The sequence below is a fragment of the Oscillibacter sp. MSJ-31 genome (genome assembly GCF_018918025.1).
In the GTDB taxonomy this organism is placed as follows: Bacteria; Bacillota; Clostridia; order Oscillospirales; family Oscillospiraceae; genus Hominicoprocola.
Genome location: NZ_JAHLPT010000001.1, coordinates 57,582 through 76,344, shown reverse-complemented (window position 1 = coordinate 76,344; position 18,763 = coordinate 57,582). Strand labels below are relative to the sequence as shown.

General features: G+C 61.8%; 19 protein-coding genes. 3 read left to right on the top strand and 16 right to left on the bottom strand.

The annotated features are described in order from the left end of the window. Positions 1 to 118 precede the first annotated feature (118 nt). From KQI17_RS00240 to KQI17_RS00170, 15 genes are all read right to left on the bottom strand, one after another. Complete coding sequence (locus KQI17_RS00240) at positions 119 to 2,065, bottom strand: bifunctional 4-hydroxy-3-methylbut-2-enyl diphosphate reductase/30S ribosomal protein S1 (protein ID WP_216494216.1); 1,947 nt, start codon at positions 2,063 to 2,065, stop codon at positions 119 to 121. Beyond that, positions 2,062 to 2,688, bottom strand: coding sequence for a 1-acyl-sn-glycerol-3-phosphate acyltransferase (locus tag KQI17_RS00235; RefSeq protein WP_216494215.1), 627 nt, complete (start codon positions 2,686 to 2,688; stop codon positions 2,062 to 2,064). The genes KQI17_RS00240 and KQI17_RS00235 overlap by 4 nt, the downstream gene beginning before the upstream one ends. Beyond that, entirely contained in the window at positions 2,685 to 3,368 is a 684-nt protein-coding gene (gene cmk / locus KQI17_RS00230; RefSeq protein WP_216494214.1) for a (d)CMP kinase, read from the bottom strand. The genes KQI17_RS00235 and cmk overlap by 4 nt, the downstream gene beginning before the upstream one ends. A gap of 41 nt (positions 3,369 to 3,409) precedes the next feature. After that, the gene (locus KQI17_RS00225; RefSeq protein WP_216494213.1) at positions 3,410 to 4,648 is read right to left on the bottom strand and encodes an NAD(P)/FAD-dependent oxidoreductase; all 1,239 of its coding nucleotides are present in this window, start codon (positions 4,646 to 4,648) and stop codon (positions 3,410 to 3,412) included. Next, entirely contained in the window at positions 4,641 to 5,504 is an 864-nt protein-coding gene (locus tag KQI17_RS00220) for a MurR/RpiR family transcriptional regulator (protein ID WP_022018990.1), read from the bottom strand. The genes KQI17_RS00225 and KQI17_RS00220 overlap by 8 nt, the downstream gene beginning before the upstream one ends. Positions 5,505 to 5,515: 11 nt before the next feature. Next, positions 5,516 to 6,226, bottom strand: a complete 711-nt coding sequence (locus KQI17_RS00215; protein ID WP_216494531.1) for a pseudouridine synthase — start codon at positions 6,224 to 6,226, stop codon at positions 5,516 to 5,518. A 19-nt stretch (positions 6,227 to 6,245) separates the two neighbouring features. Beyond that, positions 6,246 to 7,340: a D-alanyl-D-alanine carboxypeptidase family protein gene (locus tag KQI17_RS00210; RefSeq protein WP_216494212.1), complete on the bottom strand. Its 1,095-nt coding sequence runs from the start codon at positions 7,338 to 7,340 to the stop codon at positions 6,246 to 6,248. Between the two features lie 56 nt (positions 7,341 to 7,396). Further along, positions 7,397 to 7,789 carry a GerW family sporulation protein gene (ytfJ, locus tag KQI17_RS00205; protein ID WP_022018987.1) on the bottom strand — a complete coding sequence of 131 codons (393 nt, stop codon included), beginning with the start codon at positions 7,787 to 7,789 and terminating at the stop codon, positions 7,397 to 7,399. 14 nt (positions 7,790 to 7,803) lie between these two features. Then, positions 7,804 to 8,499 (bottom strand): DUF2953 domain-containing protein, encoded by a 696-nt coding sequence (locus tag KQI17_RS00200; RefSeq protein WP_216494211.1) that lies wholly within the window; start codon positions 8,497 to 8,499, stop codon positions 7,804 to 7,806. A 36-nt stretch (positions 8,500 to 8,535) separates the two neighbouring features. After that, positions 8,536 to 9,159, bottom strand: a complete 624-nt coding sequence (gene scpB / locus KQI17_RS00195) for an SMC-Scp complex subunit ScpB (protein ID WP_022018985.1) — start codon at positions 9,157 to 9,159, stop codon at positions 8,536 to 8,538. 7 nt (positions 9,160 to 9,166) lie between these two features. After that, a complete protein-coding gene (locus tag KQI17_RS00190; protein ID WP_216494210.1) occupies positions 9,167 to 9,952 on the bottom strand; it encodes a ScpA family protein in 786 nt (261 codons plus the stop codon). Between the two features lie 25 nt (positions 9,953 to 9,977). Continuing rightward, positions 9,978 to 10,637: a site-2 protease family protein gene (locus KQI17_RS00185; RefSeq protein WP_253285607.1), complete on the bottom strand. Its 660-nt coding sequence runs from the start codon at positions 10,635 to 10,637 to the stop codon at positions 9,978 to 9,980. A gap of 212 nt (positions 10,638 to 10,849) precedes the next feature. After that, positions 10,850 to 11,767, bottom strand: coding sequence for a translation elongation factor Ts (gene tsf, locus KQI17_RS00180; protein ID WP_022018982.1), 918 nt, complete (start codon positions 11,765 to 11,767; stop codon positions 10,850 to 10,852). Between the two features lie 21 nt (positions 11,768 to 11,788). Beyond that, positions 11,789 to 12,532 carry a 30S ribosomal protein S2 gene (gene rpsB / locus KQI17_RS00175; protein WP_216494208.1) on the bottom strand — a complete coding sequence of 248 codons (744 nt, stop codon included), beginning with the start codon at positions 12,530 to 12,532 and terminating at the stop codon, positions 11,789 to 11,791. Between the two features lie 292 nt (positions 12,533 to 12,824). After that, positions 12,825 to 13,115: a YlmC/YmxH family sporulation protein gene (locus tag KQI17_RS00170; protein ID WP_022018980.1), complete on the bottom strand. Its 291-nt coding sequence runs from the start codon at positions 13,113 to 13,115 to the stop codon at positions 12,825 to 12,827. Between the two features lie 119 nt (positions 13,116 to 13,234). Here KQI17_RS00170 and gltS point away from each other — a divergent pair, with 119 nt between their 5' ends. From gltS to KQI17_RS00155, 3 genes are all read left to right on the top strand, one after another. Next, positions 13,235 to 14,431 carry a sodium/glutamate symporter gene (gltS, locus tag KQI17_RS00165; RefSeq protein ID WP_216494207.1) on the top strand — a complete coding sequence of 399 codons (1,197 nt, stop codon included), beginning with the start codon at positions 13,235 to 13,237 and terminating at the stop codon, positions 14,429 to 14,431. 185 nt (positions 14,432 to 14,616) lie between these two features. Beyond that, positions 14,617 to 15,387 carry an RNA polymerase sporulation sigma factor SigG gene (gene sigG, locus KQI17_RS00160; RefSeq protein WP_022019099.1) on the top strand — a complete coding sequence of 257 codons (771 nt, stop codon included), beginning with the start codon at positions 14,617 to 14,619 and terminating at the stop codon, positions 15,385 to 15,387. Positions 15,388 to 15,543: 156 nt separating this feature from the next. Continuing rightward, the gene (locus KQI17_RS00155) at positions 15,544 to 16,920 is read left to right on the top strand and encodes an NAD(P)/FAD-dependent oxidoreductase (protein ID WP_216494206.1); all 1,377 of its coding nucleotides are present in this window, start codon (positions 15,544 to 15,546) and stop codon (positions 16,918 to 16,920) included. A gap of 67 nt (positions 16,921 to 16,987) precedes the next feature. On the opposite strand, the gene KQI17_RS00150 is transcribed toward KQI17_RS00155, so the two are convergent. After that, entirely contained in the window at positions 16,988 to 18,715 is a 1,728-nt protein-coding gene (locus tag KQI17_RS00150) for a glutamine--tRNA ligase/YqeY domain fusion protein (RefSeq protein ID WP_022019101.1), read from the bottom strand. Positions 18,716 to 18,763: the final 48 nt, after the last annotated feature.

Below are 18,763 nucleotides of genomic sequence, written 5' to 3'. Positions count from 1 at the left end.
TTAAAACTTTGTCAACAGGAGTATTCTACCACACATCTCCCCGCTTGAAAAGCCTAATTTCCGAAAGAAGACAGAAAAAAGGACAGGCAGAGCCTGTCCTTTTTCATTCGGTATGGATTTACTCCTCGACGGGAGTCTCTTCCTCCGCAGCGGGCGTGAGCAGCGCACGGATGCTCAGAGAGATCTTCTTCTTATCCTCGTCGATGGCGATGATCTTCGCATCGACCTTGTCGCCTTCGGCCAGAACGTCGGAGGGCTTGTCGATGCGGCGGTCCGCGATCTGGGAAATGTGGATCAGACCATCCACGCCGGGAACGACCTCAGCAAACGCGCCGAAGGTCATCAGCTTGACGATGCGGACGTTGGCCACGTCGCCGACCTTGTAGGTGTTCATGAACACATCCCAGGGATTCTGGGTGCGGTCCTTCACGCCGAGAGAGATCTTGTGCTTCTCGGGATCGAAGGAGAGAACGTACACGTCGAGATGATCGCCGACAGAGACGACCTCGGCGGGATTCTTGATGCGGCTCCAGCTCAGCTCGGAGATGTGAACCATGCCGTCCACGCCGCCAATATCAACGAACACGCCGTAGCTGGTCATGGACTTGACCACGCCGTCATAGTGCTTGCCGACCTCGATGTTGGCCCAGATCTCAGCCTGCGCAGCCGCACGGGCCTCGTTCTGCACGGCCTTGATGGAGCCGACGACACGGCGGCGGGCACGGTTGACCTCGGTGATGCGGAGCTGAACGCGCTGCTTGATGAGCTGGCTCAGATCGCTGTCCTTGGGCAGACCGCTCTGGGAAGCGGGAACGAACACACGCACGCCCTTGACGGAAACGACGATGCCGCCCTTGTTTTCTTCGGTGACGATGCCCTCGAGAACGGTCTTGTTCTCAACGGCATTCTCGATGTCCTCCCAGACCTTGACCGCGTCGAGGCGCTTCTTGGAAAGGGTGGCATAGCCCTCCACGTCGTTGACGCGGACGATGTAGGTCTCGATCTCGTCGCCGACATGGACGATGTCCTCGACCTTGGCGTCGGGATCGCTGGAAAGCTCGCTGACGGGAATATAGCCCGCCTGCTTGCAGCCCAGGTCGACCTGAATCTCGGTCGTACCGATGGCCGTGACGATACCGGTCACCTTATCTCCTGTATTTAAAGTCTTAAAAGATTTGTCGAGCATTTCTTCGAAGGTCTCGTTACCTTCAATGGTCTTGATTTCTTCCGTCATGGTTGCATATACCTCCTTAATGATGCCCGCAGGAGTGGAGGCACCAGCCGTCAGGCCCGCAACAGTACAGCCATGAAACATGTCCGGCGAGAGCTCGTCGGCGTCCTCAATCTGATAGACGCGCGTGCAGTTCTCTTTGCAGATTCCCGTCAAATGTCTGGTGTTAGCGCTTTTCCGGTCTCCGACCACCACCATCACGTCCGCCGAAGAAGCGATCTCCGCCGCCTCCGATTGACGCTTTTGCGTAGCATTGCATATTGTATCATCAATTTTCAGATTTGTACACTCTTTTTTTAGAAATTTCACGCAACTTTCCCAAAGCGCACGAATACAGGTGGTCTGCGCGACCATCGTTATGGGCAAATCGGCAATTTCCGCCGTTTCCTCCGCCCAATTTGCAACTTCTTCGGCATTTCCGAAGATCCTTGCGTCCCGGCACCAGCTTGCGATGCCCTGCACCTCGGGATGGTCGTGCTCGCCGATGATGACGACCTGCCGCCCCGCGGCCTCGGCCTCAGTGACAAGTATTTGGATGTGCCGCACGTTCGGGCACGTCGCGCTGACGATCTCCGCGCCGCGTGCCTGCAGCTCCTCCAGCACCTCCCGGCTCTCGCCGTGGGAGCGGATGAGCACCGTCTCCCCCGCTGCCGCCTCCCCGGGCGACGCGATCAGACGCATTCCCTCGCGCTCCAGCTCCGCGACGACATTGGCGTTGTGGATAACGCTCCCGAGCATCGCGCCGCCATGCGCCTTGGCCGTTTCGTGCGCGAGCGCGACCGCGCGCTCTACGCCGTAGCAGAAACCTGCGGTCTTAGCAAGAATGACCCTCACAGCGGCGCGCCTCCCACCGCCTGACCGCCGAGCGCATACGCCTCGCGCAGCACATCGTCCGCGACCTTCTGCAGCTCCTCGGAGGTCCCGCGCCGTCCCGTGATCTGCGGCACATACGGCTCGCCGAAAATGATCGTCGTCTTGCGGAGCATTCTCTTCTTCCCGTCCGCGAATACCGGAACGAGCGTCGCGCCCGAGCGCACGCCGATCATCGCGATGCCGGAATGGGCGTGCGCCGGCAGACCGTCGTGGTAGCCCACGCCATCGTGAATGGTCGTTCCCTCCGGGAAAATGAGCAGATTCTCGCCCTCGTGGATGACCTTCATCGCGGTCTTGACCGCTTGGATGTCCGCTCCCTCGCGGTTGACCGGAAACGCCCCCAGCGCGCGGAGGATGCGGCCGAACAGGCGGTTCCGGAACAGCTCCTCCTTCGCCATGAAATGCAGGCGGTAGTTGATCGGCAGGCAGACGCCGATGAGCACGGGGTCGAGGTCGCTCGCATGGTTCGGGCAGAGCAGCACGCCGTTCCGCGGCAGGTTCTCCAGTCCCTTCACCTCGATGCGGTACAGCAGCCGCAGTATCTGCGCGAGCACCCAGATGATGCCAAAAAAAACATGGTTCATTGCAGCTTCTCCCGGATCAGGGCGAGCAGCGCTTCCCTGCTCGCGTCGAAATCGAGCGCGGAGGTATCGACGACCATTGCGTCCTCCGCCGCCCGGAGCGGCGCGGCGGCGCGGTGGGAGTCGTTGTAGTCCCGCTCATTGAGCTCACGCAGCACCTCGTCGTAGGGCTTCGGCGTGCCGCGCTGTTCCAGCTCGAGGCAGCGGCGCTGCGCGCGCACCTCGGCGGACGCCGTCAGAAAGATCTTCACCTCGGCGTCTGGCAGCACCACCGTGCCGATGTCACGCCCGTCCATAATGACGCTGTGCTTCCGCGCCAGATCGCGCTGCATTTCCAGCAGGAACGCGCGCACCGCCGGCAGCGCCGACACGGCGCTCGCGTACATGGAGATCTCCGGCAGCCGGATCTCGCGCGTCACGTCCTGTCCATTGAGCAGCATGTGCTGCTCACCGTCCGCCTCATAGCGCATACCGATCTCCAGCTCTGGCAGGATCGCGCGGACAGCGGCTTCGTCGCGCGGCTCAATGCCGCGCCGCTTCACCGCGTAGCCGATCGTGCGGTAGATCGCGCCGGTATCCACATACAAAATGCCGAGCTTAGCCGCGATCGCCTTGGCCAGCGTGCTTTTCCCCGCGCCGGAGGGGCCGTCCACCGCGACGGCAAAGTGCTTTTCGGGTATCATCGTCTGCTTTTCCCTCACTCTATGTGTAAAGTATATTTCCTTTATTGCTCCGTCAAATACTCCGCTGCCGCTTCGCCGGCAGCCTTGCCGGTCGCCCACGCGATCTGCAGATTGAAGCCGCCCGTATAGGCGTCCACGTCAATGATCTCACCGGCAAAATACAGCCCCGGCACCTTCTTCGACGCCATCGTTTTCGGGTCGATCTCCCCGACCTTGACGCCGCCGGAGGTGATGATGGCGTTCTCCACCGGCATGGGCGATAGAACGTCGATGCTCCAATGCTTCAAAAGTGTCCGCAGCGCGGCGCGCTGCTCGCGCGTGAGATCGTGTACCTTCTCGTGCGGCGGGATGCCGGAGCGCTCCACCGCCGCAGGAATGAGCTTCTGCGGCAGAAGCTCGCCGAGCGCGTTGCAGAAGTCGCTGTTCGCGTGCTTCTGAAAATCCGACAGCAGGCGCTTGTCGAGCTGCTGCTCATCCAGCGCCGGCTTGAGGTCAAGCTCCAGCCGATAGCTCTTTTTATCAAAGTGCCGCATATGCGCCGAGGACGAGAGCACCAGCGGGCCGGACACGCCGAAATGCGTGAAGAGCAGCTCCCCGAAATCAGTGTAGATCCTCTTTCCGTTCTCGTAGACCGTCAGCCCCACGTTCCGCAGGCTCAAGCCCTGCAGCTCCGCGCAGCCGTCCGCGCGCAGCGGCACGAGCGAGCCTGTGAGCGGCGTGACCGTATGCCCGAGCATCGCCGCCATGCGATGCCCCTCGCCGGTCGAGCCGGTGCCCCGATAGCTCACGCCGCCGGTCGCCAGCACGACCGCCCGCGCGGGATATGTACCCTTCTCGCCCTTAACGCCGCGCACCGCGCCGGTCTCGTCCGTCAGCACGCACACCGCGCGGTCGCGCACAAGCGTGACGCGCAGCCGTCTGAACTCCCGCTCCAGCGCGGCGGACACATCGAACGCGCGGTCCGACACCGGGAACACGCGCCGCCCGCGCTCGACCTTGAGCGGCACGCCGAGCTCCTCAAAGAACGCCATCGTGCCGCGCCCGTCGAAGCGGGAGAACGCGGAATACAGAAACCGCCCGTTTTGCGGCACGTTTGCCAGCAGCTCCTCACAGCCCGCGTCATTCGTCACATTGCACCGGCCCTTGCCGGTGATGTTGAGCTTCTTGCCCAGCCGCTCGTTCGGCTCGAGCAGCGTGACGGCTGTTCCTCTGCGCGCCGCGCAGATCGCCGCCATCATTCCGGCGGCCCCGCCGCCGATCACCGTGAGCTGCTTATTCATCCTCGACCTTCCCGAAAATGCCGAAGCGATCCCAGACGTGCTCCAGCTCGTTGAAGGTCGCGGAGATATCCGTTCCCTGCTTGTGCGCGGCGGCAAGGATCAATGCGTTGAGCATACTCATCGGCGCCGCGAGCGAGTCCACGAACGAGATCATCTCGTTGCGCACCAGCAGCGAGCCGGAGGACATCTGATACACCGGCGACATCTCGCTGTCGGTCACGCCGATGATGGTCGCGCCCCGATCCTTGGCATACTGCACCGTCTTGAGCGCCAGCTCGGAGTAGCGCGGGAAGCAGATGGCGATGACCACATCGCCGGGACCCACGCGGAAAAGCTGGTCGAAGGTGCCGGCGGCGCCGCCCTGCACCTGCGTCACATTGTCGTAGATCAGGCGGAAATAGAAATTGAGATAGCCCGCCAGGAACGACGAGGAACGGAAGCCCACGATGTAGATATGCTTCGCCTGCGCGATGATGTCCACCACATGGCTGAACTCCGAGCCGTCGGTCTGGTCCATCGCCATACGGATCTTTTCCATATCGCGCTGGAGCACGTTCGTCACCAGGTCGCTGCCGCTCAGCTCCCCCTCCGACGCCTTGATGCGCTGGATGCTCGTGAGCTTGCCGCGGATCATCTCCTGCAAAGCTCGCTGCATACTCGGGTAGCCGTCGTAGCCGAGCTGCGTCGCAAAACGCACCACGGTCGACTCGCTCACCTGCACGGTCTTGCCGAGCTTGCTGGCCGTCATGAACGCCGCCTTGTCGTAATCCTCCAGTATAAAACGGGCAATGAGCTTCTGCCCCTTGGAAAAGCTGCTCATGTTCTTCTCGATGGTATGTAAAATGTTCTTCGGCATGGGTGTTTTCCTCACTTCTCTTGCTCAAATGCGCGGACCTCGTCCGCGGTCAGCTCGCGCCAGCCGCCCTCCGGCAGCGCGCCGAGCGATAGGGTGTGCTCCCGCACGCGGCGCAGGCGCTTGACGTGCAGCCCGACCGCTGCACACATCCGCCGGATCTGGCGGTTTTTCCCCTCGTGGATGGTGACGGACAACTCCGCTGTTTCCTTCCCCTTTCGCAGCAGACGCACCCTCGCGGGCGCGATCGGCTCTCCGTCGATGGAGCGCACCGCGGCAAGCTCTGCCGCCGCGTTCTCGACCGCTCCCGCCACCGTGACCTCATAAGTCTTTTCGATCTCATGGCTCGGGTGCAGGATGCGCTGCATCCATGCCCCGTCGTTGGTAAAGAGCAGCAGTCCCTCGCTGTCGAGGTCCAGCCGCCCGACCGGATAGACGCGCGTCCCGCAGTCCGCCACCAGCTCCGCCGCCGTGGGCCGTCCCCGCTCGTCGCTGAGCGTGGTGACATAGCCGCGCGGCTTATTGAGCATCAGGTAGACCCTCCGCTCCGGCGGCGTGAGCGGCACGCCGTCCACGCAGATCGTATCCGTTTCCGGGTCGGCGTTCTGTCCGACCGTCGCCGTCTCTCCGTTGACGCGCACGCGCCCCACGGCGATCCATTCCTCCGCCGTCCGGCGGGAGCACAGCCCCGCCGCGGCGATCAGCTTCTGCAAACGCTCTGCCAGCGCAAAGCACCTCTTTTCCTCAGCCCGTCCGGTCAAACAGCCGCTCGAACAGGCTCTGCTTTTTTTCGGCCGCCGCGACCGGCTCCGCGCATACCAGCGGCACCCGCGCAAGCTCCTCTCCGTCCATGGAAACGATCAGCTCGCCGACCGCCTGCCCCGCCGCGAGCGGAGCGGTCAGCTCCTCCGGCAGCCTGGCCGATACGAGCAGTTCCTCCCCCGCCGTCACCGGATAGAAGAAGCTCTCCCCCGCCGCGAGCGACACGCTCGTCTGCGTTCCGCCGCGCACCGGCGCGAGGGTGTATTCCTCGCCGCGCGCCACCGCGCGCTTGCGCGCGAAGGCGGCGAAGCCGTACTCATACAGCGCCGCGTGATCCGCCCAGTCGCTGCGGTCGTTGAGCGTCACGGCGATGAGACGCATCCCGTCTCTTTCGCAGCAGGTCACGAGCGTGCGGCCCGCATTGTCCGTATAGCCGGTCTTGAGACCGGTGCAGCCCTCAAGCGACGCGAGCAGCTTGTTGTGGTTGCCCAGCATCCGCTCGCCCACCGCCGCCGTTCTGGTCGCGGCGATGCGCGCAAAGGTCGGCTCGCGCATGGCATACGCCGCAAGCCGCGCCATGTCGAGCGCGCAGGAATAGTGTCCCTGCGCGTCCAGTCCGCTCGGGTTCGCGAACGAGGTGTGCGTCATGCCGAGCGCCGCGGCCTTCTCATTCATTCTCGCGACGAAGCGCTCTACCCCGCCGCCGCAATGGTCGGCGATGCACTCCGCCGCGTCGTTTCCCGACGGCAGCAGCAGCCCGTAGAGCAGCTCCTCGAGCGTCAACACCTCGCCGGCGCGCAGGTACATGGACGAGCCTACCTTCAAGTGGTTCTGCTTTACAGTCACCTTGTCCGAAAGATCTCCCGTCTCAAGCGCCACGAGCGCCGTCATGATCTTCGTCGTGCTCGCAATCGCAAGCTCCCGTTCGGTGTTTTTTCCGGTCAGCACCCGGCCGCTGCCGGCATCCATCAGAATGAACGCCTCCGCGCCGGTCTGCGGCGCGCTCTGCGCCGCCGCGCAGTCCACGCAGCCGAGCAGGCTGCATACCATCAGCACAAGCGCCGCCTTTCGTTGCACGACACGAGTCAACTTCCATCACCCTTTTTTACAGAATGACTTCAGTATGCCCGCTTTTACACAAATTCTTTCTCTTCCTTTTTCTTGTTGACGAAGCCCTCGACGCGGTCGATGAGCTGCGGCGCCATCTCCAGTACGCGGTCCACCGTCGCGGTTGCCGGCACGGCGACCGGCATCATGCGCGTCTGCCCGTCCTTGATGACGAGGAACGCCACGGGGTCGATCTTCACGCCCGCTCCGCCGCCGCCGCCGAAGCGCTCGCTGGTCTGGCCATAGGTCCCGCCGCCGCTGCCGAAGCCAAGGCTCACGCGGGACACGGGGATGAGCGTCACGCCGTCCGGCGTGGTGATCGGCTCACCGATGACGGAATTGGAATCCACCATTTCGCGGATCTTCGTCATCGTAGTCTCCATCAGCTCGCTTACCGAATTTTTTTCCTTGTTCTCCATCGTGATCTTCCTTTCTATGCAGTCCGTTTTTCCGGTTCATTCGTTTTCGGCACAGCCGCGCGCTCCGCCGGCGGCTCCGCTTTTGCCTCGCTCCGGCGCCTCCTGCGCCAACGCAGGAACCATTTTCCCACCGGCACCGCCAACGTAAAGAGAATGGCAAAGAGGTCGCACACGCGCAGCGATACGCCGGCCGTCCCCTCCGCCGAGGTCTCCGCCTTTGTGAAGTCCATCCCCAGATAGACGGACGGCTTCGGGATATAGAACAGCTCCTCGAGCTTCGGCATCAGGGTCCACAGCGCGGCGTTGGCATAGCCGTAGGTCTGCGCCGTGTCCGCCGGATCGTCGCCCGCAAAAATCACGCCGACCTCCAGCGGGTCGATGCGCGTGCGGCGGCAGGTGCGGCGAAGCGTCCGCTTCAGCGCGCCGAGCACCGTCCCCGCAAGCTCGCGCAGCTCGGGAAAGCTGAGCTTCGGCAGGCGGTGTCCGCCCGCCGCCTTCGGCTTTGTCTTCTCCTCCGGCGTTTTCCCGGCTGCTTCCGCTGCCTTCTTCTGTGCTTTCTTTTCCTTCCTCGGCAGGACCGTCAGCTTGACCGGACCGACGCGCAGCCGCACGCGCAGCTCCCCGCCGAAATCGACGATTGCGCCCACGCGCAGCAGCGAAAGGAGAAGAAAGAGCAGCAGAATCATGCCGATGATCTCCAGCGCCGTCATGGTCAAGCCTCCCTTCCCGTTCGCTGTCCGGTCCGCTTATTCCTCCGCGTCCGGCTCGCTTTCCGCCGCAGCCGTGAGCTGCGTCGGGTCAAGGATCGCACCGTCCGTATCCAGCCGCAGCTGGCCGTCCGCCTCAAGTCCCGGCATCTCGGGCAGCTCCTCGAGCGAGCTCAAATGGAACACGCGCAGGAATTCCTTCGTCGTGCGGTAGAGCCTGGGCCGTCCCGGCACCTGGAGCCGTCCGCACTCCTCGATGAGCTTACGCTCCTGCAAAAGTCCCATCGTGTACGAGCTGTCCACACCGCGCACCTGATCGACATAGGCGCGCGTGGTCGGCTGATAATAGGCGATGATGGTCAGCACCTCCAGCGCAGGCTGAGAGAGCTTCGCGGGCTTTCGGATCTCAAACGCCTTGCGGATGATATCCGCGTAATCCGGCGCGGAGCAGAGCTGATAGCAGTTCTCCATCCGCACCAGACGGATGCCGCGGCGCTCGAAGGCGTAGTAGTCGCCGAGCTCCTGCAAAACCTGCTCCGCCGTCGGCTTGTCCAGCTCGAGCGCCAGACAGATGCGGTCGATATTCACCGGCTCGCCGGCGGCAAAGAGGATGCCCTCCATCGCCGAGCGGACCTCATGTAAGTCCATCGTTTCCAGTGCCATACGTTCCTCACAATGTAAAAGTTTCCGGTGCGTCCTGCTCGCAGTCCACCGTGCAGTCGGTCTCGCCGCCCGCGAGACGGATCACGCTCGCGCGGCACAGCTCCAGCACCGCCATAAAGGTCGCCACGATCTCGCTGCGGCTCTTCGCGCCGCGGAACAGCAGCAAAAAGCGCGTGATGCCGAAGCTCTTGAGCCGCCGCACGATCTCGCCCGCCTTGTCGGAGACGGAATACGGCTCGCGCTGCACGATCTGCTCAAAGGCCGCGCGCGGCGGCGGCGCCAGCTTCTCCGCGCGATCGAAGATCGACTGCATGGCCAGCACCAGGTCTGCCTTCTCGTGGTCGTATTCGTAGATCTTCCCGCGCTCCATCGGCTCGGGATTCTTCGTCATCGTGTTGCGTCCGAACTCACTCATCGGCCCCAGCGTCTCGGTCAGCGTGCGGATGCGCAGATAGGTGTCCTTCTGCTGGCGCTCCTTCAGGGATTGAATGAGCTGCTCCATCTCGTTCTGCGCTTCCTCGTCCTCGATGGACAGCAGCATCCGCGTCTTGATGTACATCAGGTGCGCCGCCATCGTGATGAACTCGCTCGCCACCTCAAGGTCAAGCTGCTTGCGCTGCTCGAGGTAGGCAAGATACTGCTCTAAAATGAGCGCGATGGGAATGTCCTGTATTTCGATCTTATTTTTTGAGAGCAGGAAAAGGATGAGGTCGAGCGGGCCTTCAAAATCCTGAAGCGTCTCCGCCGAGCGCTCATGCACCACGCCCTCGAGCTTAAAAATAGGGTTGTCCATTCGTTTCTCCGTTCACTCTCCGCGCTTAAACAATGCCGCGGAAAACGAAATTGATCATAGCAGCGTACACGTTATAGATCGCCGTGCTGAGCACATTGTCGCCCACGCCGAGCCACACGAGGATCAGCAGCGCGATCATACCGTATTTTTCGTAGTGCATCAGCTTCTCATACGCGCTGTCCGGCAGGAAGGCAAAGAGTACCTTTGAGCCGTCGAGCGGCGAGATGGGAATGAGATTGAAAAGCCCGAGACCGACGCTCAGATACGCCGTCGTCAGCAGCAGGTCAAAGATGAAATCCCACAGCGCGCCGTATTGATGATAGATGAGCCGCGCGCACAGCAGAGCAAGCAGCGCCAGCACAAAATTGGATACCGGTCCGGCCAGCGCCGTGAGCGCCATGCCCTGCTTCGGCTTTTTGAAATAGCGCATATCCACCGGCACGGGCTTCGCCCAGCCGAAGCCGAGCATCAGCATACACGCAAGGCCCACCCAGTCGATGTGGTGCAGCGGGTTCAGGCTCAGCCGATGCTCCCGCTTCGCGGTCGGGTCGCCGAGCGCATAGGCCGCAAGGCCGTGGCAGGTCTCGTGGACCGTCAGGCATAAAAATACGGCAATCAGGCGCATCAGCGCCGACAGCATTGCCGAAAAATCAAGTGAATTCCAAAGGTCGGACAGGGTACCCAACGCAATCTCTCCTGCGAAAAAATTCATTCTCGGGTGGATTTACCCGATAAGTTTAATTATTATAGCATTTTTCGCGTCTCTTTACAAGGATTTTTGCAATTTTTGTTGCATTGCTCCTGCAAAAATAAACCTGCGTTTTTTCGTCGTTCTGCACAAGAAAAGAGGCCGGACACTTCCGTGTCCGGCCTCTGTGTTATTTGCTCTCGGGAGCCTTAGCCCTTGATCATGGAAGCGATCTCTTCGGCGAAGTTCTCCTGCTTCTTCTCGATGCCCTCGCCCTTCTCGAAGCGGACGGCGTCCACGAAGTCGATCTTGCCGCCGAGCTTCTTGGCGGCGTCAGCAATATACTGCTCGACCGTGCCGGTGAACACGTCGCCGCGGACGAACTCCTGCTGGAGCAGGCAGTTCTCGGAATAGAACTTGTTGAGCTTGCCCATGACGATCTTCTCGCGGACCTGCTCGGGCTTGCTGGCCATCTTGGGGTCGTTGGCCATCTGAGCCATCATGATCTTCTTCTCCTCGTCGAGAACGTCCTGAGAGACCTGGCTCTTATCCCAGAAGCGGGGATTGAGCGCCGCGATCTGCATGGCAACGTCCTTGGCGATCTCGGTGGCGTCGATGCCGCCGTCGACCTTGAAGTTGACGAGCACGCCGATCTTGCCGCCGGCATGGATATACGGGGTGGAGGTGTTGGCCGCGAAGCGGGCAAAGCGGCGGACCTGGATGTTCTCGCCGATGACGAGGACCATCTCCTGACGCTCCTGCTCAACGGTACGGCCATTGCCGTAGGGAGCCGCCATCAGAGCCTCGAGATCCTTGGGGTCTTCCTTGGCGACGACAGCGGCGACGCCCTTGACGAAGTTCTGGAACTTCTCGTTCTTGCCGACGAAGTCGGTCTCGGCGTTGACCTCGACCACGACGCCCACGCCGTCGATGACGGTGGCGTAAGCCATACCCTCGGCAGCAATGCGGCCGGCCTTCTTCGCGGAAGCGGCGAGACCCTTTTCGCGCAGGTACTCGATCGCCTTGTCGATGTCGCCGTCGCACTCGGTCAGAGCCTTCTTGCAGTCCATCATGCCCACGCCGGTCATTTCGCGCAGGTTCTTCACATCAGCAGCACTAATAGCCATATTCTTGTCCTCCTCGTAAAATTAGGCTTCGGCCTGAGCCTCGCCCTCGGCCTTCTCCGCCGCGGCGTCCTCGGTGACTTCGCCCTGCTTGCCCTCGATCATGGCGTTGGCCATCACGGAGGCGATGAGCTTGATGGCGCGGATAGCGTCATCGTTGCCGGGGATGGGATAGTCGATCTCGTCGGGATCGCAGTTGGTATCGGCGATGGCGACAACGGGGATGCCGAGCTTGTGGGCCTCAGCGATGGCGTTGCGCTCCTTGCGGGTATCAACGATGAACAGGGCGCCGGGCAGCTTCTTCATGTCCTTCACGCCGCCGAGGTACTTCTCGAGCTTCTCGATCTCGCCGAGGTGCTTCATGACTTCCTTCTTGGGCAGCATATCGAAGGTGCCGTCCGCCTGCATGGTCTTGAGCTGGTTCAGGCGATCCACGCGGGTGCGCATGGTCTTGAAGTTGGTCATCATGCCGCCGAGCCAGCGGGCGTTGACATAGTACATATTGCAGCGAAGAGCCTCATCCTTGATGGCCTCCTGCGCCTGCTTCTTGGTGCCGACGAACAGCAGGGACTGGCCGCTCTCGGAGATGCTGCGCACGAAGTTGTAGGCTTCCTCGAGCTTCTTGACGGTCTTCTGCAGGTCGATGATATAGATGCCGTTGCGCTCCGTGTAAATGTAGGGAGCCATCTTGGGGTTCCAGCGGCGGGTCTGATGACCGAAGTGGACGCCTGCCTCGAGCAGGGCTTTCATGGATACGACGTTTGCCATTGCTTGTAGTTTCTCCTTCAAATTTAGTTTTACCTCCGGAGCCTTCATCCCCCCTGCCAACCTTTGGCACAGACAGGAAGTCGGGTCCCCGTGCGGAATACCCGAGCATTATACCGTACATTACTATAGATTGCAAGCACTTTTTTCAGAAAAGTGCCTGTTTCCCGCGCATTTTTTCAAATTTCCGTGTGGAACGGCAGGTTGTGAAGAAATTTTAAACAATTTTCATTTTTCGCACCCCGCTCTTGCATTTCTTAACATTTTCTTTATAATAAAAAACTCATCCTGCGCATCATAAACGCCGACGGCGTGCGCGCCGTTCGCGGCGCGGCGGCTCGCGCTGCGGGAACGGCTTATCGACCAGAATGATGTCGTCCCCCACTTGTCGGATGCAGTCCCACGGGATATAATATTCCTCGCCGCGGCCGAACAGGCCGAAAAAGCGGAACGGCCCCGGCACGATCAGCGCGGTCATCTGCCCCTCGGGCAGCTGACATTCCACGTCGCCGACATAGCCCAGACGGCAGCCGTCGCAAATGTTGATGACCTCCTTGCAGCGCAGGTCTGTAAATCGGCAGTTCATCGCGCTCCCCCCTGTTCCCTGCCATTCTATTCGCACCGCAGGAAGTCCTATCCCACCTTCCGCCGCAATGCGGCGTATTCCGTCCCAGCGAAAAAACAAAGAACCGGAGGAACCACCCCATGCAAGAGATCCAGCTCAATATGTACCATGCCCTCGCGCTCGGCGCCGTTATGTACTGGCTCGGCGCGGCGCTGACGCGAAAGCTCCCGGCGCTCCGGCGCTTCTGCGTGCCCGCTCCGCTTGTCGGCGGACTGTGCTTCGCGCTGTTCAACACCCTGCTCTATGCCTCCGGTCTTGCGGTCATCACCTTTGACGAAACGCTCGAGACGGTCTTCATGATCCTGTTCTTCACCACCGTCGGCTTCACCGTGAGCATCCCCATGCTTGTCAAGAGCGGCAGATCCGTGATGCTGCTGCTCGCACTGAGCATCGTCATCATCCTTCTGCAAAACGCCGTCGGCAGCGGCGTGATGGCGCTCATGGGCAAAAACCCGCTCTACGGCCTCGGCTGCGGCTCCATCTCCATGATCGGCGGGCCCGGCACCGCCGCGGCCATCGGCCCCGACCTCGACGCCGCGGGTGCGGTCGGCGGCACGACCGTCGCCGTTGCGGCGGCGACCTTCGGCCTCATTTTCGGCTCCGTCCTCGGCGGCCCCATCGCCCGCCATCTTATTGTCAAAAACCATCTGCGCGAGGAGCTTCCCGAGGGCCGCGAGCACGAGGAGGACGCCGACGACGCGCACTTCACCACGCACTCCAACCGCTTTGTGCTCGGCTTTCTGATGCTCGCGTTCTGCGTCGGCCTCGGCAGCTATGTTACCACGGGACTCACGAAGCTCTGCGGCTTCAATTTCCCGGCCTACATCGGCCCCATGCTCGTGGCTGTCGCGGTCCGCAACCTCATCGACCGCACCGGGCGCATCGAGTTCCCCGCCGCCGAGATCGGCACGATGGGCAATATGTTCCTCGCCATCTTCCTTTCCATGGCGCTCTCCGGCCTCAAGCTCTGGCAGCTCGTGGACCTGGCGCTGCCGATGCTTGTCTGCCTTGCCGCTGAGGTCCTTCTGATGGTGTTCTTCTCCATCCTCGTCGTCTTCCCGCTCATGGGCCGCAATTATGACGCCGCGATGATCACCGCCGGCTTCATCGGCTTCGGCATGGGCGCGACCTCCAACGCGATGGCGAATATGCAGGCGGTCGCCCGCCGCTACGGGCCCTCGCCCTCGGCTTACTTTATGATCCCGATGGTCGGCGGTCTGTTCAACGACTTTTTCAACGCCGCCATCATCGCCCTGAGCATCGGACTTCTTTCCTGAACGAACCCCGGCAAAAAGCAGCCAGAAAAAACTCCCGCGCCCGCGTCCGCGCACCGCGAGAACCGTCCTCCCGCGCGAAATCCATCGCATTGTGCCGAACGATTAAAAATATCTCCGCCGCCGCGCGGTATGTTTCGCACCGCCGCGGAAATAATGAGAGCATCCAGTGCAAGGAGGACGGTACGATGCTCGGCAAGGTGGAGATCTGCGGTGTAAACACGGCGAAGCTGCCGACGCTCAAGTCGGACGAAATGACGGAGCTGCTGCGGCGCAGCCATTTGGGCGACGAGCGCGCGCGGGAAACGCTCATTCAGGGGAATCTGCGGCTCGTGCTGTCGGTCATCCAGCGCTTTGCCAGCCGCGGCGAGAACGCCGACGACCTCTTTCAGGTCGGCTGCGTGGGCCTCATCAAGGCCATCGACAATTTCGACGTCTCGCAGAACGTCCGCTTCTCGACCTACGGCGTGCCCATGATCATCGGCGAGATCCGCCGCTATCTGCGCGACAACAGCGCCATTCGCGTCAGCCGCTCCATGCGCGACACCGCCTACCGCGTGCTGCAGGCGCGGGAAAAGCTCCAGCGCGAGAACCAGCGCGAGCCGACCGTCGAGCAGATCGCCAAGGAGCTGGACCTTCCCCGCGAGGAGGTCGTGTTCGCCATGGACGCGGTGGTCGATCCCGTCTCCCTCTTCGACCCCGTCTACTCCGACGGCGGCGACACCGTCTGCGTGATGGATCAGGTGCGCGACACGCGCAACACCGACGAAAGCTGGCTCGACCGGATCGCTCTGCGCGAAGCGGTGGACAAGCTCTCGCCGCGCGAGCAGCGTATTTTAGCCATGCGCTTTTACGACGGCAAGACGCAGATGGAGGTCTCCGGCGAGATCGGCATTTCGCAGGCGCAGGTCTCGCGGCTGGAGAAAAACGCCATCAGCACCATCCGCAGGAACCTTTGACTGCTCCATAGCACAGCTTATGATAGGCTGTGCTATTTTTAATAATACTTCTATCGCCGATCTGCTTGACTTTCTCCGTTTCCCATGTAGAATGTTTAAGGCTCGGCAGTCTCTGCCGCGCCGCTCACAGCAAAACACAGAACAGGAGTTGTTACCATGAAGTACGACGTTGCCATCATCGGCGCGGGCCCCGGCGGCATCTTCTCCGCCTACGAGCTGACGAAGCTCGCCCCCTCGCTCAGGGTCGCCGTTTTTGAAGCCGGCCACAGCCTTGAAAAGCGCCATTGCCCCATCGACGGCAAGAAGGTCAAGAGCTGCATCGGCTGCAAAAGCTGCTCGATCATGAGCGGCTTCGGCGGCGCGGGCGCGTTTTCCGACGGCAAGTACAACATCACCAACGATTTCGGCGGCACGCTCTATGAGTACATCGGCAAGCAGCAGGCGCTCGATCTGATGCACTATGTCGACGAGATCAATATGCTCTACGGCGGTGAGGGCACCAAGCTCTACTCCACCGCCGGCTCGCAGTTCAAGAAGCTCTGCATCCAGCACAAGCTCAAGCTGCTCGACGCCTCCGTGCGCCACCTCGGCACCGACATCAACTATGTCGTGCTCGAGAATCTCTATAACGACCTCAAGAGCAAGGTCGATTTCTACTTCGACACCCCCGTGCAGGCGCTCGAAGCCAAGGACGGCGGCTTTACCGTCGTGTGCGCCGACGCGCAGTACGAGTGCGGCAAGTGCATCGTCTCCGTCGGCCGCAGCGGCAGCAAGTGGATGGAGGGCGTGTGCCGCGCGCTCGACATTCCCACCAAGTCCAACCGTGTGGACCTCGGCGTGCGCGTCGAACTGCCCGCCGTCGTGTTCTCCCACCTCACCGATGAGCTGTATGAGAGCAAGATCGTCTACCGCACCGAGAAGTTTGAGGACAACGTGCGCACCTTCTGCATGAATCCGCACGGCATCGTCGTTAACGAGAACACCAACGGCATCGTGACCGTCAACGGCCACAGCTACGAGGACGCTGCCATGCAGACCGAGAACACCAACTTTGCTCTCCTTGTCGCCAAGCACTTCTCCGAGCCGTTCCACGATTCCAACGGCTACGGCGAGAGCATCGCCCGCCTTTCCAATATGCTCGGCGGCGGGGTCATCGTCCAGCGCTTCGGCGACCTCGTGCGCGGCCGGCGCAGCACGGTCAAGCGCATCGAGGAGGGGCTCGTCACCCCGACCCTCGCGGCGACGCCGGGCGACCTGAGCCTCGTGCTGCCCAAGCGCATTTTAGACGGCATCATCGAAATGATCTACGCCCTCGACAAGATTGCCCCCGGCACGGCGAACGACGACACGCTCCTCTACGGCGTGGAGGTCAAGTTCTACAACATGGAGGTCGCGCTCGACGAGCACCTTGAGACCGCGCACCGCGGCCTTTACGTCATCGGCGACGGCAGCGGCATCACCCATTCCCTCTCCCACGCCTCGGCCAGCGGCGTCTTTGTCGCACGCGATATCCTCGCGCAGAACGCCGGTTAAGCGGCTCTCCGAAACGCAAAAAATTCCGACCGTGAGAGCGGTCGGAATTTTTTTCATGGCATTTTGCTCAGACCTTGAAGCTGTCCTTGAGCGTGACGGAGCGGTTGAACACCAGATGGTCGGCGGAGCAGTCCTTGTTGTCCAAGCAGAAATAGCCCAGGCGCATGAACTGGAAGCTCGGCGCGGTCTTGCCCTGCTTCTCGGTTTTGTCGTACTCCGCTGCCACATCGCGCATCCGCGCCTCGACCTTGCAGCCGGTGAGCGTTTCGAGGGAATCGGGGTTCATGCAGGCGAGGAAATCCTTGTCCGCACCGTCGGGCGCGGGATCGCTGAAGAGCTCGCTGTAAACACGCACCTCGGCGTCGATGGCGGTGGCGGCATCCACCCAGTGGAGCGTCGCGCCCTTGACCTTGCGGCCGTCGGCGGGGTCGCCGCCTCGGGAGTCGGGGTCGTACTCGGCGGCGATCTCGGTCACATTGCCGTTTTCGTCCGTCTCGTAGCCGACGCACTTGATCAGATACGCGCCCTTCAGGCGGCACTCGGGACCGCCGGGGAACAGACGCTTATACTTGGGGATCGGCTCGGCCATGAAGTCGTCCGCCTCGATCCAGCACTCGCGGGAGAAGGTGATCTCATGCGTGCCGGCGGCGGGGTCGGTCGGGTTATTCTCGACCTCGAAGGTCTCGCTCTTGCCCGCGGGATAGTTCGTGATGACGAGCTTCACCGGATGCAGCACGCCCATCGTGCGCTCGGCGGAGGCATTGAGGTCCTCGCGCAGGCAGTGCTCGAGGAAGGCGTACTCCACCACGCTCGCGCTCTTGGCGACGCCGATGCGGTCGCAGAAATTGCGGATGGACTTCGGCGTGAAGCCGCGGCGGCGCAGGCCGCAGAGCGTCGGCATCCGCGGATCGTCCCAGCCGGAGACGATGCCCTCCTCCACGAGCTTGCGCAGCTTGCGTTTGCTCATCACCGTGTGGTCGATGCCGAGGCGGGCAAACTCGATCTGGCGCGGCTTGCAGGGCACGGAGACGTTGTTCACCACCCAGTCGTAGAGCGGACGGTGCGCCTCAAACTCCAGCGAGCAGAGCGAGTGCGTGATGCCCTCAAGCGCGTCCTGAATGGGATGGGCGAAGTCGTACATCGGGTAGATGCACCACTTGTCGCCCTGACGGTGATGGTGCATATAGCGGATGCGGTAGATGACCGGATCGCGCATATTGAAGTTGCCGGAGGCCAGGTCGATCTTCGCGCGCAGCGTGCGGCTGCCCTCGGGGAACTCGCCGTTCTTCATGCGCTCAAAGAGGTCGAGGTTCTCCTCCACGTCGCGGTCGCGGTAGGGGGAGACGGCGGGCTTGCCGATGTCGCCGCGGTACTCCTTTGCCTCCTCGGGCGTCAGGTCGCAGACGTAGGCAAGACCCTTCTTGATCAGCTCGACGGCGTACTCATAATCCTTTTCAAAGTAATCGCTGCCGTAGAAGAAGCGGTCGCCCCAGTCGAAACCCAGCCAATGGATATCCTCCTTGATGGCGTCGACAAACTCGACGTCCTCCTTGGTGGGGTTGGTATCGTCCATACGAAGATTGCACAGGCCGCCGAAGCGCTCGGCGGTGCCGAAGTCGATGGTCAGCGCCTTGCAGTGGCCGATGTGCAGATAGCCGTTCGGCTCAGGCGGAAAACGGGTGTGGACCTGCTGACCCTGGAAGCGACCACCCTCCGCAATATCCTCTTCGATAAAGGCGTCAATAAAGTTCTTGCCTTCGCTCTCGGCGACGGCGGCCTTGACTTCCTCAGCCATACTGAATCCTTCCTTTCTTCGCGCCTGCCTGCGGCAAGCAAAATAATG